The 14,796-nt window shown below is 62.6% G+C and carries 14 protein-coding genes; 10 read left to right on the top strand and 4 right to left on the bottom strand.

Annotation, left to right across the window (positions count from 1 at the left end; all coding sequences use genetic code 11):
• Nucleotides 1-97 precede the first annotated feature (97 nt).
• The 10 genes from ACZYTC_RS24760 to ACZYTC_RS24715 all read left to right on the top strand — a co-directional run bounded on the left by ACZYTC_RS24760 (nucleotide 98) and on the right by ACZYTC_RS24715 (nucleotide 10,621).
• Nucleotides 98-892 (top strand): pyrroline-5-carboxylate reductase family protein, encoded by a 795-nt coding sequence (locus tag ACZYTC_RS24760; protein WP_434960945.1) that lies wholly within the window; start codon nucleotides 98-100, stop codon nucleotides 890-892.
• Nucleotides 893-962: 70 nt separating this feature from the next.
• A complete protein-coding gene (locus tag ACZYTC_RS24755) occupies nucleotides 963-1,964 on the top strand; it encodes an ABC transporter substrate-binding protein (RefSeq protein WP_434960946.1) in 1,002 nt (333 codons plus the stop codon).
• A gap of 92 nt (nucleotides 1,965-2,056) precedes the next feature.
• Nucleotides 2,057-2,944 (top strand): ABC transporter permease, encoded by an 888-nt coding sequence (locus ACZYTC_RS24750; protein WP_434960947.1) that lies wholly within the window; start codon nucleotides 2,057-2,059, stop codon nucleotides 2,942-2,944.
• Complete coding sequence (locus tag ACZYTC_RS24745; protein ID WP_441773687.1) at nucleotides 2,937-3,977, top strand: quaternary amine ABC transporter ATP-binding protein; 1,041 nt, start codon at nucleotides 2,937-2,939, stop codon at nucleotides 3,975-3,977. Before ACZYTC_RS24750 ends, ACZYTC_RS24745 begins: the two co-directional genes overlap by 8 nt.
• A gap of 87 nt (nucleotides 3,978-4,064) precedes the next feature.
• Nucleotides 4,065-6,050 (top strand): oxidoreductase, encoded by a 1,986-nt coding sequence (locus ACZYTC_RS24740; protein ID WP_488990930.1) that lies wholly within the window; start codon nucleotides 4,065-4,067, stop codon nucleotides 6,048-6,050.
• A gap of 142 nt (nucleotides 6,051-6,192) precedes the next feature.
• Nucleotides 6,193-7,092 (top strand): dihydrodipicolinate synthase family protein, encoded by a 900-nt coding sequence (locus tag ACZYTC_RS24735; protein ID WP_488990797.1) that lies wholly within the window; start codon nucleotides 6,193-6,195, stop codon nucleotides 7,090-7,092.
• 129 nt (nucleotides 7,093-7,221) lie between these two features.
• The gene (locus ACZYTC_RS24730) at nucleotides 7,222-8,076 is read left to right on the top strand and encodes a substrate-binding periplasmic protein (RefSeq protein ID WP_488990796.1); all 855 of its coding nucleotides are present in this window, start codon (nucleotides 7,222-7,224) and stop codon (nucleotides 8,074-8,076) included.
• 188 nt (nucleotides 8,077-8,264) lie between these two features.
• Entirely contained in the window at nucleotides 8,265-8,918 is a 654-nt protein-coding gene (locus ACZYTC_RS24725) for an amino acid ABC transporter permease (protein ID WP_488990795.1), read from the top strand.
• Entirely contained in the window at nucleotides 8,915-9,658 is a 744-nt protein-coding gene (locus ACZYTC_RS24720) for an amino acid ABC transporter ATP-binding protein (RefSeq protein ID WP_488990794.1), read from the top strand. The genes ACZYTC_RS24725 and ACZYTC_RS24720 overlap by 4 nt, the downstream gene beginning before the upstream one ends.
• Nucleotides 9,659-9,862: 204 nt before the next feature.
• On the top strand, nucleotides 9,863-10,621 hold the full coding sequence (locus ACZYTC_RS24715) for an SDR family NAD(P)-dependent oxidoreductase (RefSeq protein ID WP_488990793.1): 759 nt from the start codon (nucleotides 9,863-9,865) through the stop codon (nucleotides 10,619-10,621).
• 17 nt (nucleotides 10,622-10,638) lie between these two features.
• Here ACZYTC_RS24715 and ACZYTC_RS24710 read toward each other — a convergent pair whose 3' ends face one another.
• The 4 genes from ACZYTC_RS24710 to ACZYTC_RS24695 form a co-directional block, all read right to left on the bottom strand.
• Entirely contained in the window at nucleotides 10,639-11,763 is a 1,125-nt protein-coding gene (locus tag ACZYTC_RS24710; protein WP_488990792.1) for a mandelate racemase/muconate lactonizing enzyme family protein, read from the bottom strand.
• Between the two features lie 51 nt (nucleotides 11,764-11,814).
• Complete coding sequence (locus tag ACZYTC_RS24705) at nucleotides 11,815-12,756, bottom strand: alpha/beta hydrolase (protein WP_488990929.1); 942 nt, start codon at nucleotides 12,754-12,756, stop codon at nucleotides 11,815-11,817.
• A gap of 130 nt (nucleotides 12,757-12,886) precedes the next feature.
• Entirely contained in the window at nucleotides 12,887-13,783 is an 897-nt protein-coding gene (locus ACZYTC_RS24700) for a glycine betaine ABC transporter substrate-binding protein (protein WP_488990791.1), read from the bottom strand.
• 106 nt (nucleotides 13,784-13,889) lie between these two features.
• A complete protein-coding gene (locus ACZYTC_RS24695; RefSeq protein WP_488990790.1) occupies nucleotides 13,890-14,795 on the bottom strand; it encodes a glycine betaine ABC transporter substrate-binding protein in 906 nt (301 codons plus the stop codon).
• Nucleotide 14,796: the final 1 nt, after the last annotated feature.

The raw sequence follows: 14,796 nt of genomic DNA, 5'->3' as shown, positions 1-14,796 counted from the left end.
GGGTTTCGTCCATGAGCGGCGACGCTTTCCGATAGGGGAGTTTGTGGTCGTTTCATTGCCAGGCATGGTTTCCGGCTGACCACATGAGCGGTTCACGATGAGCAGGCCCCTGAAAATCGGTGTGATCGGTGCAAATGGCTGGCTCGGCGGCGCCATCGTCCAGGCCCTGCTGGACGCCGGCCTGACATCGCCCGAGCATCTGGTCCTCTCCCTGCGCAGTGGGGAACCCGCGCGCTTTCCCACTGCGCGCTGGACCCGGGACAATCAGGATCTCGCCGACAGCGTCGATCTCATCATCGTCAGCGTGCGCCCGGCGGACTGGCCGGCGCTGAACGTCAAGGCTGCGGGTAAACTTATCATCTCCGTCATGGCCGGTATTTGCCTGGAACAGCTAATCTCGGGCCTCGGTTCTGAGCGCGCGGTGCGTTCGCTGCCCAACGCGGCAGCCGAAGTGCGGGCATCCTTCACGCCCTGGATCGCGTCCCCGGCGGTATCAGCCGAGGAGCGCCGCCTCGTCGGCCGGATTTTCGAGGCGTGCGGCAGGAGCGCCGAACTTGGGAGCGAGCGCGAGTTGGACTACCTGACCGGTCTTGCAGGCTCAGGCCCTGCCTTTCCGGCGCTGCTGGCGACGGCGATGATGCGCCATGCCACCGCCCACGGCATCGAAGCCGCAGTGGCCCGCCAGGCGGTGACCGCTCTTCTCGTCGGCACGGGACGGCTGTTCGAAAAGAACGGCGATGACCCAGAGAGCACCGTCGAGGTCTTTCTCGATTACCGAGGTACGACAGCCGCCGCCATCGAGGCGATGAAGGCGGGCGGCTTCGACCAGGCTGTCGGGGCTGGCCTCGCTGCGGCATTCCAGAAATCCATCAGCATGGGCCTGCCAGCCTAGCTGCAAGGGGCACGGTGACGGCGGCGCACCGACAGCCTGACAAAGCCGCCTGAAGCAGAGGGAAATGACCGTGAAGAAACTATTGTTGACGAGCTGCCTTGCTCTCGGCCTGGTCGGGCCGATGTCGCTGGCTCAGGCGGCCGAATGCGGCTCGGTATCCATTGCCAGCATGAACTGGCAGAGCGCCGAAGTGCTGTCCAACATCGACAAGTTCATCCTCAACAACGGCTATGGCTGCACCGCCGAGATCACGGTGGGTGACACGGTGCCGACGATCACCTCCATGGCCGAGAAGGGCCAGCCCGACATCGCGCCGGAAGCCTGGATCGATCTGCTGCCTGACGTGGTCAAGCGCGGCATGGACGATGGCAAGCTGGTGACGGCAGCGACCTCCCTGCCCGATGGCGGCGTGCAGGGCTGGTGGATTCCCAAATATCTCGCCGATGCCCATCCCGACATCAAGACGATCGGCGACGCCCTCAAGCATCCCGAGCTCTTCCCCGATCCCGAGGACTCCAGCAAGGGCGCCATCTACAACGGTCCGCAAGGCTGGGGCGGCACCGTGGTGACCGCGCAGCTCTACAAGGCCATTAATGCCGAGAAGTCCAATTTCAGGCTGGTCGATACCGGTTCGGCGGCCGGCCTCGATGGCTCGATCGCCAAGGCTTACGAACGCAAGAAGGGCTGGCTTGGCTATTACTGGGCCCCGACCGCCTTGCTCGGCAAATATGAGATGGTGCGCCTCGACCCCGGCTATCCGCGCGACGAGGCGGAGTGGAAGCGCTGCAACACCGTAGCCGATTGTGCCGATCCCAAGCCCAATTCCTGGGTTCCCGACAAGGTCTATACGCTGGTCGCCAAGAAGTTCTCCGAACGTGTCGCTCCCGATGTCATGGACTACCTGAAGAAGCGCGCCTGGCACAACGACACCGTCAACAAGGTGATGGCCTGGATGACCGACAACCAGGCCAATGGCGAGGACGGCGCCAAGCACTTCCTGAAGGAAAATCCCGACATCTGGACCCAGTGGGTGTCGCCGGCCGCCGCGGACAAGATCAAGGCCGCGCTCTGATAGCAAAAAGGCGGCGCGCGTCCGGCGCGCCGCTTTCGTGACGCCCATAGCAAAAACAACAGGGGCGCCGTCGCGGCGAAGAGGGGTTATCGATGGAATGGTTCTACAAGTTTCCCCATATGAACGATGACAGCCTTCGCGACTTGAAGAAGGCGATCGACGAGGGGTTTCGCACGTTCACCCGCACCTATGGCGATGCCATCGAGAGCTTCTTCTCGCCGCTTCAGTATTTCCTGATGCAGGCCGAGCGCTTCATGACGCAGACGCCTTGGCCGATCATCACTTTGATCATCCTGGCCATCGCCTGGTTCGCCAGCCGCAGCTGGAAGGTGGTGGTCGCCTGCCTCCTCACCTTGCTGGCGATCGGCTATTTCGGCATGTGGGATGACACCATGCGCACGATCTCGATGATCTTCGTGGCGACGGTGCTTTCCATCGTGATCGGCATTCCCATCGGAATTCTAATGGCGCTCAATGACCGCCTCCAGAAGACGCTCAATCCGCTGCTCGACGTCATGCAGACCATGCCGAGCTTCGTCTATCTCATCCCCGTGGTCATGCTGCTGGGCATCGGCCGCGTGCCCGGCCTTATCGCCGTGGTCATCTACGCCATTCCACCCATCATCCGCCTAACCAATCTCGGCATCCGCCTGGTCGACAAGGATGTCCTCGAGGCGGCCGATGCCTTCGGATCCTCCGGCTGGCAGAAGCTCAAGAACGTCCAGCTCCCCCTCGCCTTGCCCACTATCATGGCCGGCATCAACCAGACGATCATGATGGCGCTCGCCATGGTCGTCGTCGCCTCGATGATCGGCGTCCAGGGGCTCGGCCAGCCCGTGCTGAAGGCCATCGCCAACCAGTATTTCACCCTCGGCATCTTCAACGGGCTGGCGATCGTCGGCATCGCCGTCATCTTCGACCGGGTCAGCCAGGCCTATGGCCGCCGCCTCCAGAAGCATCGGGAGACGGTCCATGGTTGAGGGTACGAAGCAGTACGGCATCGAAATCCGCAACCTTTCGAAGATCTTCGGCCCGAATGCCAAGGCGATGGTAGAGCTTGTCCGGCAGGGAGCGACCAAGGCCGAGCTCAACGAGCGGCATCGCCACGTCCTCGGCCTGCGCAACATCAACATCAGCATGCCGGTCGGTGGCATCCAGGTGATCATGGGCCTGTCCGGCTCGGGCAAATCGACCCTCATCCGGCACATCAACCGCCTGGTCGATCCGACCGACGGCGAAGTACTGGTGGGCGGCGAGGACGTCGTGAAGATGAACCAGCGCGAGTTGCGCGAGTTCCGCCGCCACAAGACGGCGATGGTCTTCCAGAAATTCGCGCTGCTGCCGCATCGCACCATTCTGGAGAATACTGTCTACGGCCTCGAAATTCAGGGTGTGCCGCGCGCCCGGCAGGTCGAGGAGGCGATGCGCTGGATCGAACGGGTCGGTCTCGGCGGGTTTGAAAGCCGCTACCCGAACCAGCTCTCAGGCGGCATGCAGCAACGCGTCGGCCTCGCCCGCGCGCTCACCAACGACGCCCCGATCCTGCTGATGGACGAAGCCTTTTCCGCGCTCGATCCCCTCATCCGCATGGACATGCAATCCGTGCTTCTCGATCTGCAGCAGGAGATCAAGAAGACGATCGTGTTCATCACGCACGATCTCGACGAGGCTTTGCGGCTGGGTGACCGCATCGCCATCCTGCGCGATGGCGAGGTGATCCAGCAGGGTACCAGCCAGGACATCGTGCTCAATCCCGCCGACGACTACATCGAGAACTTCGTCAAGGAAGTGAACCGCGGACGCGTCATCCAGGTGGATGCGATCATGTCACCCCTCGTCGAGGGCTATGAGACGAAGGGCATGACGGTCTTGTCGGGCTCCACCCTGGAGGGCGCCATCCGGCTGCTCGCCCACCAGCCGCATGACGACGTCGCCGTCCTCGACCCGGCGGGCAAGCCCATCGGCGTGGTAAATCTCAGGCAGCTCGCGGCCGCCGTCGTGCCCTCGCACTGACGACCAGCACCAAAGCTATGCATCCAAGGGACACAGGCAAAAGCCCGTGTCCCTCGATCGCCCCTCCCAATCCATCGGATGGCCATGGTGTCGAAGCAGTTTCCCCGCTTGTTCTCATCCATCGCAATCGGCAAGCACGAGCTCAGGAACAGGATCGTTTTCGGCGCCCACACCGCGAACATGGCGGTGAACGGGCTGCCGACGGAGCGCCATGCTGCCTATTATGCCGAGCGCGCCAAGGGCGGCGCCGGCATGATCGTGGTGGAGCCGATGCCGGTCCACCCCGCCGCCATTCTCACACGCGGCAATTTTCGCGTTTGTGACGACAGCGTCATTCCCGCCTTCCGGAAAGTCGTCAGCGCCATCAAGGACAACGGCGCCGTCGCCATCCAGCAGCTCTATCACATCGGCGCCCATGGCGATTCCGACAATTCATTCCATCCGCACTGGTCTCCCTCCGGGCTGCCGAGCTACCACGACAGCGACGGTTCCCATGCGATGAGCGAGGCCGAGATCCAGGAGACGATAGACGGCTTCGTGGAGGCTGCACGCCGATGCCGGGCCGCCGGTTTCGACGGCGTGGAGGTCTGGGCCGCCTATCTCGGCCTGGTCGACCAGTTCTGGACGCCCTGGACCAATCGTCGCGAGGACAAATGGGGTGGCACGCTGGAGAACCGCACGCGCCTGTCGAAGGAAATCCTTAGCCGCATCCGCAAGTCATGCGGTGAGGACTTCATAATCGGATTGGCCATCAGCGACGAGCCCGACTACAGCGTTGCGCTCAGCCGCGACGAACTGGTCGAAATCGTGAGCCTTCACGACCGGCAGGGCCTGATCGACTATGTCACTTGCGGTTCCGGCGGCTATCTCGACTTTCACAAGCTGATGCCGACCTTTCTCTATCCGGAAAAACTCGGCGCGGATCTGGCTGCCAGGATCAAGGCCGTCACGACGCATGCACTCGTCATTGCCGAAAGCCATATCCGTACGCCCGAAAATGCCGAGACTGTCCTGAGCGAAGGCTCTGCAGACCTTGTTTCCATCGTGCGCGGCCAGATCGCCGACCCGCATCTGGCCAGAAAGGCCAGTGAAGACCGGGCCGACGACATCAGGGGCTGCATCTCCTGCAACCAGATGTGCTGGGGACGTCGCTCGCGCGACTATTGGATCAGCTGTCTGATCAACCCCTCCGTCGGGCGTGAGTTCATGTGGGGCGGCGACCGTTTCGAGCCGGCGGCTGCAGCAAAGCACGTCCTTGTGGTGGGCGGCGGCCCGGCAGGCCTGGAGGCCGCTCGCGTCGCCGCCGAACGCGGGCACAAGGTGACGCTGGCCGAGGCCTCCAGCCGGGTGGGCGGCAATTTCCTGCTGGCTGGCCTGCAGCCCCGCCGTGCCCAGATCCTCGATCTTCTCGCCTGGTATGAGCGCCAGTTGCTCAAGCGTGGCGTCGATGTCCGCTTGAACTGCTACATGGAGGCCGAGGACGTGACGGCGATGGCTCCGGATGTCGTCATCCTGGCCACAGGCTCCCTTCCGCCCGACACCGGCTTTCAGAAAGCTATTCCGGCGGTCGAAACGCTGCCCGGCATCGGCAAGGGCAACGTCTTCTCGATCGAGGCCGTCATGAGCCGCCAGGCCCGTCTCGGCAAGCACGTGCTGCTGCTCGACGAAGGCGGTGGCTGGCGCGGATGCGGAACGGCCTGGAAGCTGGCGGAAGAAGGCCACGAGGTCACCATCCTCACGCCGGATGCCTTTGTCGGCAAGGAATTGCAGCGCACCACCGCCGATGTTCCCTTGCGCCGGACACTCAAGAAGCTCGGCGTTACCTGGCAGGTCGAGGTCAGCATTGCCGAGTGGCACGGCCGGGGCGCCACGATCATCGACCACAACAGCGGCGAAAGATCGTTTCTCGCAGCCGACAGCCTGGTACTCGCCACGACCAATATCCCGGCAAACTGGCTCGCCACGGACCTTGCGGCCCAAGGCGTTCCCTATGTCGAGATCGGCGATTGCGCCGCGCCCCGCCAAGCACCCTATGCCTTTTTCGACGGCCGAAAAATCGCCCTCGGCCTTTGACCGCTGCTGAAAAGCAAGACGTAGCGCACCGGCAGTCCTCTCGCCATCACCCCGCCCTTTCCCGAAGGCACCCGTACCCGGCCTTGCCAAGCCATTCAGACTCGTATATTGGCCTTGTTTAACGATAAACAAGGAGCGTGCTTTGCCCAAAACCCATACCGGCTTTCATGGGGTCTACCCGATGATCTATGCCTATTTCGACGCCGAGGGCGGACTGATCGAAGCCCCCGTGAAGGCTTCGGTCGAAGCGATGATCCGTCATGGTGTCCACGGCCTGGCCGTGCTCGGCCTCGCCTCCGAGGTCAACAAATTGTCTCGTGCCAGTCGGCTGCAGCTTCTCGATTGGGTCAGCGAGGCGAATGCCGGGCGCATACCGCTCAGCGTTACCGTGGCCGAGAACAATGTCACCGGTCAGGTCGAGTTCGCCAGGCTGGCCAAGGAGCGCGGCGCCAACTGGTTGGTGCTGCAGCCTCCGCCCGTCTCGCCGATCGACGAGTCCGAGCTTCTCGCCTTCTTCAGCGCCGTGATCGACAAGGTCGACCTGCCTGTCGGCATCCAGAACGCGCCGCAATATCTGGGCATCGGCCTCTCCAATGCCGGCCTCAGAGAACTCGCCCGCCGCCACGCCAATTTCCGCCTGGCCAAGACCGAAGGCAGTGCCGTTGCAATCGCCCGGTTGGTCGAAGAAACCGAGGGCATGTTCGACGTGTTCAACGGCCGCGGCGGCTTCGAGCTGCCCGATATACTGCGCGCGGGTGCTGCCGGTGTGATCCCGGGGGGCGAGAGCTTCGATGTCTTCGTCAAGGTGTATGACGCCATGCGGGCCGGTCACGCGGAAGAAGCAGAAAGGCTCTATCGCAAAGTTTTGCCGCTCATCGTCTTCCTGGAGGAGAGCATCGACCATCTGGTGACTTACGGCAAACAGGTCGCTGCCTTGCGCCTCAACGCGGACGCCGGCAAACCGGCGTTGCCCTCGACGGTGTGCACGCCCTTTGGCCTGGCGGCAATCCGCCGCTTCGCGGACGCCCTCGGCAAACTCTAAGCGTCTTGCGATTTGGCGGAATCGCCAGGAAGCGTTCCTGCTCCGGAGCATCAAGCCTTCCAGGCCGCGCAGAAGTGCGGCCCGGCCATAACAATCAAGCCATCAGACAGAACCAGAAGGGAAAGAGACATGACCGTTCGGATGACCCGCCGCCATTTTGCCGCCGCTCTCGCGGGCATGGCTGGCGCAGGCCTTATCGCCCCAACCATCGCCCGTGCAGAGACCGAGGATCTGCTCGCCCAGATCAAGAAGCGCGGCTTCCTGCGCGTCGGCACCTTCAGCATTCCGCCCGAGACCTGGATCGACATCGGCAGCGGTGAATGGAAGGGCATCGATGCCGATTTCACCAGGGCGATCGCCAAGTCGATCGGTGTCGAGGTCGATCCGGTCGTTCTCGTCCACGGTGCCCTTGCACCGGCCCTGGAGGCGGGTCGCGTCGACGTCATCGCCGGCCTCTACCGCACCGCCGAGCGCGAGAAGGTGATGGCTTACAACAAGGTGCCGTTCTGGTACGGCATCGACGTGCTCGTCACCCGCAAGGAAGGCGGTATCGACAAGGTGGAGGATCTCAAGGGCAAGGTCATCGGCACGGTACGCGGCTCGGCCCAGGAGCTGGAAGCGGAAGAGTTGAAGAAGCGCTTCGGCGCCCAGGACATCCGCAAGTTCGATGCCGCCGACCCCATGCTGCTCGATCTCAAGGCCGGCCGCCTCGATGCAGCGATCTGGTGGGGCTATACCTTCGACTATGCCGTCCAGAAAAACCCGTCCTATGACTTCAAGGTGGTGGAATATCTCCCGCCCGAATATCTGGGCAGCGAAAAACTGCCAGCGACGCATTACGTCTTTGCGCGCAAGGGCACGCAAACTCTGATCGAGGCCTTCGATGCCGAGATCCGCCGCTTGCAATCGGCCGGCGAGGACAAGAAAATCATGGAAAATTACGGCCTGAGCAACCCAGCCTATATCACCGGCGTGCTGAAGTGATGCCCACGGGAACGCGACGCGACTTGCATGTGGCGTCGTGTTCCCTGTCCCTGGATCAAAGTGCGGTTTCTTCGGACCGAACCTTGCTCTCCACCTCCTTGTTTCAATGCATTTTCTTGATCAAGAAGTCTGCCGGCTTCTTTGGAAAATGCTTTGGCGACTGACCTTTTGTCCGGAGTCCCCCGCTCATGGCGGATTTTCTCGACCTCGCCCAGCGCTACTTTCCCTATATCCTGCGCGGCGCGGTGGTGACCCTCGAACTGACCGTGTTGTCCCTGGTCGGCAGCATCATTCTCGGCCTGGCTCTCGCTTTGGCGCGTATGAGCCCGATGCGCTGGCTGAAAGTCATTGCAGGCATCTATATCGAACTCGTCCGGGCCACGCCGGCCCTGCTGCAGCTCTTCATCATCTATTTCGGCCTGACCAGCTTCGATATCCGCCTGGGTCCCTTCGCCGCGGCGGCGCTCACCCTCGGCCTGATCGGCGGCGCCTATGCGGCCGAGGTGTTCAGGGCCGGCATCGAAGCGGTCGATCGCGGCCAGTACGAAGCCGCGCGCAGCCTCGGCATGCCCACGCCGCTCGCCATGCGGCGCATCATCCTGCCCCAGGCCGCCGTACTGATCCTGCCGCCGTTCACAAATTTCGTCATCGCCATGATCAAGGATACCTCGCTGGCGCTGACGATCGCCGTGCCTGAGATCATGTACCGCTCCTATGACGCGGCCAGCCAATCCTTCCGCAGCCTGGAAATCTACGTCATGGCCGGCGTCATCTATGTCGCGATCTGCCTGCCGCTGTCGCAGCTGGCCAAAGCGCTCGATCGGCGAAAGGCCCCCCGATGACCGAGATCCTGACGCTTCAGCGCCTGCGCATGGCCTTCGGCAGCCATGAGGTGGTGCGCGGCATCGACCTATCGGTCGCCGAAGGCGAAAGCATCGCCATCATCGGGCCGAGCGGTTCGGGCAAGAGCACGCTGCTGCGCTGCCTCAACCGGCTGGAACAGCCGACTGGTGGACGAATGACCTTCGAGGGCCGAGAATTCACGCCGGCCTCCGACGTCAATGCCTTGCGCATGCGCATGGGCATGGTGTTCCAGCACTTCAATTTGTTTCCGCACATGACAGCGCTCGGCAACGTCATCGAAGCGCCGGTTCATGTCCGCAAATTGCCGCGTGAGACCGCGATCTCGCAGGCAAAGGCGCTGCTGGCCAGGGTGGGTCTCGCCGACAAGGCCGACGCCTATCCCTCGCAACTGTCGGGAGGGCAGAAGCAGCGGGTTGCCATTGCTCGCTGCCTGGCGATGGAACCACGCCTGCTGCTCCTCGACGAGGCAACGTCGGCGCTCGATCCGGAACTGGTCGGCGAGGTGCTGGCGGTGATCCGCGACCTCGCCCGGCAGGGCATGACCATGCTGATCGTCACCCATGAAATGGGCTTTGCCCGCGACGTCGCAGATCGGGTCATCTTCATGGATGGCGGTGTGATCATCGAGCAGGGTCCACCTGCGCAGATCTTCGGCGCACCGCGCAACGAAAGGCTGCGGCGCTTCCTGCACGCGGTGCTCGAACGCGACGCCCCCTGAGCCACCCGGCGACAGTTTGAACATCGTACCGAAAAATCGGCGCCATGTTCAGAAAATTATGCAACAACAATGAGTTAAATAGAAATTCGTTCACAGAGAAACGTTTTATTTCTATAACTCATTGTTTTAGAAGTATTTTTGCGATCCAGCCGTTGCGGTGAAAGCGCTGCACACTTTGGCTATCCCATTTGACAAGGAATGGACATGTCGACCAGCTTCAGGCCCGATTACCACGTCGCAATCACCGGTGCCGCGAGCGGGCTGGGGGCTGCCGCGGCCCGCCATCTCGCCGCGCTCGGTGCGACGGTGGCCTGTCTCGACATCGACGAGGCAGGCGCCGCAAAGCTGGCAGCCGAAATCACCGCCAGCGGCGGCAAGTCACTGGCGGCCCGCCTCGACGTCAACGATCCCGCCGGCGTGGAAGAAATCTTCGCCAGGCTCGACCAGCACCTGCCCACTTTGGAGGCCCTGGTCAATTGCGCCGGCATCACCGGCACCACCAACATCAAGGCGCATGAGGTGGACCTGGCCGATTTCGACCGGGTGCATGCCGTCAATTTGCGCGGTGCCCTGATCATTTCGCAGGCGGCCCTGCGGCGGATGCTGCCAAAGGCCTATGGCCGCATTCTCCACGTCGCATCGATTGCCGGCAAGGACGGCAATGCCGGCATGACCGCCTATTCGGCGACCAAGGCCGGACTGATCGGCCTGGTGAAGTCGATGGGGAAGGACTATGCCACGGCCGGCATCACCGTGAACGCGCTCGCGCCCGCCGTCATCCGCACGCCGCTGGTGGAGGCCCTGCCCCAGGCAACGATCGACTACATGACCGCCAAGATCCCGATGGCGCGCTGCGGCGAACTCTCCGAAGCCGCCGAGATGATCGCCTGGGTCGTCTCACCAGCCTGCAGCTTCACCACGGGCTTCACCTTCGACCTCAGCGGCGGTCGCGCGACCTATTGAGATGCGACCTGCCTGCTTCACGCCGCCTGCACAAATCGCCTCTCGCCCTCCCCGACCAAGTCCCTGTCGAGCTCGAAGCCAAGGCCCGGGCGCTGGAGAGCCTCGATCCAGCCCTGCTTCGGATCGAGGTCGGGCGAGGTCACGATATCCTTTTGCACCAGTTGCCACATGATCTGGTTGCCGTCATCGAGATTGGGGATGGCGAGCGCGATATGATGCTCGGCACAGGTGGTGATGCCGGTGGTGAAGGAACTGTGGATACAGATCTTCAGACCTGCCGCCTCGGCGACCGCCGCCGCCTTCAGCATCGGCTGGATGCCGCCGATCTCGCGTGGCCCGATACAGATCATGTCGGCGGCGCGCTGGCGGCAGATCTCATAGACATCGTAAAGCGTGAAGGCCGCCTGGTCGGCGACGATCGGAATGCCGACGGCTGCGCGCACATGCGCCATCGCCGGAATGCTCCAGCTTGCCGTCGGCTGCTCGATGAACTCGATCTCGAACCTCTCGAGCTTGCGGCACATGTTGATCGCCTCGTGCACGCCCCAGCCTTCATTGGCATCGAGCCGCAGGCGCGCATCGCCAATCTCCCGGCGCACCGCCGCGGTAATTTCCAGGTCGAGCTTCTCGCCTCGGCCGACCTTCAGATAGAAGACGCGCTCCCCGCGTTGGCGGCCCGCGGCAGCGTCCCGCGCCAGCTCCTCGGCAGTCTCTCCCTGCAGGAAATAGAAATAGCCGACGGCCTTGCTGTGGGCCCCACCCAGGAGCCGATGCACCGGCAGTCCCGCAAGTTTGCCTTGCAGGTCCCACATCGCCATATCTACACCCGAGAACATCTGGTTGGCGGCGCGCATGATATTGGCGCCGTGACCGAGATATTCCTGGTGGAAGATGCGCGCTATCAAGGGCGCGACGTCATAGGGGGACTGCCCGACCAGATGGCTCGCCAGCCGCCTGAGGATCGCCGCCGTTCCCGCCTGATCCGGCGCCACCGTGCATTCGCCAATGCCGACCATGCCATTGTCGGCCTCGATCTCGATCAGATTGACGGCGAAATTCTCCCTGATGCCGTAGGACCAGTGATAGGGCTGCTTGAGGGGCAGCACCAGCGGCCTGACGCGCACCTGCGAGACCTTGACCATATTGCTCGTTCCTTCCTGATATCGATGCGGGTGGCGTTGCCGATACGGGGCTTATCCTCGTCCTTCGGCAGCAAGCGTCGAGAGAGCCCGGGTTATGCGCTCCATCGCGGCCCTCGCGCGCAATGCCGTGTTGCGGGCTCGCAGGAAACTGTGCGGCAGGCCTTCCTCCTCATGCCAGGAGGCGGGGACGCCCTCGGCACGCAACCGGTTGCAATAGATCTCGCCATCGGAGGAAAGCGGATCACATTGAGCCGTGAAGACGTAGGTCGGGGGCAGATGCCCGAAGCTAGAGCCCGCCAGCGGCGTGAAGCGCGGATCGGCGCTGCAATCGATGCCGCCGGTACGCATGCCGCGATAATAGATGACGTCGCGGGTCGTCAGCAGCGGTGCGTGGGCATGGGTCAGATAGGAACCCTTGTCGAAATCGGCTCCCAGCAGGGGATAGATCAGCACCTGCCCGATCGGTCGCCGCCCCTCTTTCCCCACATGATCCGCCAGGCAGGCGGCCAGATTGCCACCGGCGGAGTCGCCCGCCAGCACAACCGGGTGCCCGAGGCCGGCCGTCACCCAGCCATAGGCGGCAATGGCATCCTCCAGCGCTGCCGTTCCCTTATGTTCCGGAGCCAGGCGATAGTCGACCGAGACGACCGTCAATCCGGTCGTCGCGCAGAACTCGGCGCAGACGTCGTCATGGCTGTCGAGACCGCCGAGGACGAAACCGCCACCGTGAAAATAGAGGATCGTCGCACGACCATTGCCTCCCTCCGCCGAATAGATCCGGATCGGAATGGCATGGCTCGGTGTCTCCACAGCCGTGGTTTCGACGGCGATGCCGGGCGGCCGGCCGGCATGAAAGGCCTGGGCCATCCGGTCGTAGACTTCCCGGTTGCGTTCGATCGACCAGTCGACGGCTTCAGGCGGATAGAAGCTGTTCGTTCGGTTGATGAAATCCCAGGTTACGGCATCTATGAGGCGGGTGTAGTCAGGCGTCATCATCGGGTACCGCAAGCAGAAAAAATTCGATTTTCAGCAATACTTCGACTGCCCTTGGGAACTCAATCGATCCGCAGGATTGGCACCGCAATGACAGTCATTCATCGTTCAAGTCCAAGAGCCATCAGAATTAAAGCAACCCCGCCTGCTTGAGATAGGCCTTGGCGACATCCTCGATCGCCTTCTTGTGGACGTCGACCTCGCCATTCAGAGCCTGCATGGTGGCGTCGTCCAGCTTGGCCGATAGCGCTTCGAGCGTGTCTTTCAGGTCCGGATGCGCCTCGAGCGTGGCATGCCTGACGACTGGGGCGAGCGCGTAGTTCGGGAAGAAGCCCTTGTCGTCCTTGAGCAGGGTCAGCTTCATGGCGGCGATGCGCCCATCGGTGGCGCCGACCGTGGCGACGTCGATATCGCCGCTGGCGAGGGCGTTGTAGACCAGCCCGATCTCCATCGGCCGAAGATTGGCACGCCCCGCCTTGAAGCCGTATTTTTTCTCCAGGCCGATCAGGCCGTCCTCGCGTTTGGGAAACTCCGCCGTGGCCCCAAGCAGGACCGGCTTGCCATCCTTATAGGCGGCGGCGAGATCAGAGAAGGTGACGAGGCCGTGCGTTTTGGCATTATCAGACCGGATCGCCAGCGCATAAGTGTTGTTGGCCTTGGACGGCGCCAGCCATACCAGCCCCTTGGCCCCATCGAGCGTCTTCACCCTGGCATAGGTTTCCTGTGGCGACAGCGGCTCCGTCACCTTGTTGAAGGTCACCAGCGAGGTGCCCGTATATTCCCAATAGAGATCGACCTGCCCGTTCTCCAGGGCTGATCGCACGATGTTGGTGCCCATGCCGTCTTTCTTGTTGACGGTATAACCCTTGCTTTCCAAGAGCTGCCTGGTCATTTCGGCGAGCAGGAACTGCTCGGTGAAATCCTTGCCGCCGACGGTGAGCGTGGCGGCAAAGGCGATCGTGGACAACACGAAGGAGGCCGCGACGCACAAGGCGGCGATCGCGCGCTTGCGCAGAATGCTGATCATGGTCTGGTTCCTTTGGCTCCATCAGCAAGTGACCGTCATCCCCGGCACGGCCGAAGGCCGTGGTATCCTCACGAGCCTTGCTTGTGAGTGAGGACGACAGGGCAGCTCACTTCAAACCGTTCTGCTTGAGGAAATCGGCTGCGACGACTTCGACCGTCTTCTTGTCGACATCGACCTCGCCGTTCAGCTTCTGCATGGTGGCATCGTCCAGCTTGGCCGAAAGCGCCTCGAGGGTCGGCTTCAGGTCGGGATGGGCGTCGAGCACGGTCTTGCGCACCACCGGCGTGAGGGCATAGTTGGGAAAGAAACCCTTGTCGTCGGCGAGCACGCGCAGCCCCAGCGCCGCGATCTGGCCGTCTGTCGCCTGGGCGGAAATGACGTCGAGATCCTTGTTGGCCAAAGCCCTGTAGGCAAGGCCGAGATCCATCGGCTTGACGTTGGCCCGACCGGCCTCGAAGTCATAGGTCTTCTGCAGGCCGAGCAAGCCGTCCTGGCGCTTGGGAAACTCGGCTGTGGTACCCATCATCAGCGTGGTTCCGGCCTTGTAGGCGGCCGCCATGTCGGAGACCGTTTTCAAGGCGTCGGTCTTCGGATTGTCCTTGCGTACCACCATGGCATAGGTGTTGTTGGCCTTGGACGGCGCCAGCCAGACCAGTCCCTTCTCGCCATCGAGTTGCTTGACCCGATCATAGGTCGCCTGCGGCGAGAGCTTGTCCGTCACCTTGTTGAAGGTGACGAGGGAAGTGCCGGTATATTCCCAGTAGAGATCGACTTCGCCATTCTCCAGGGCGGCGCGGACGATCTTGGTGCCCATGCCGTTCTTCTTGTCGATCGTGTAGCCCTTGCTGGTCAAAAGCTGCGTCGTCATCTCGGCGATGATCTGCTGCTCGGTGAAATCCTTCCCGCCGACCGTGAGATTGGCCGCCGGGGCCGCGCTGCCGGTCGTGGCCAGAACGATCGCCGAAAACACCCCCGAAAACACGCACTTGCCCAGTTTCATCAGCATTGTCATC

The organism is Labrys sp. F242 (assembly GCF_057813875.1).
The sequence above is the reverse complement of the archived record's forward strand: the minus strand, read 5'-3'. Positions and strand labels throughout refer to the sequence as shown.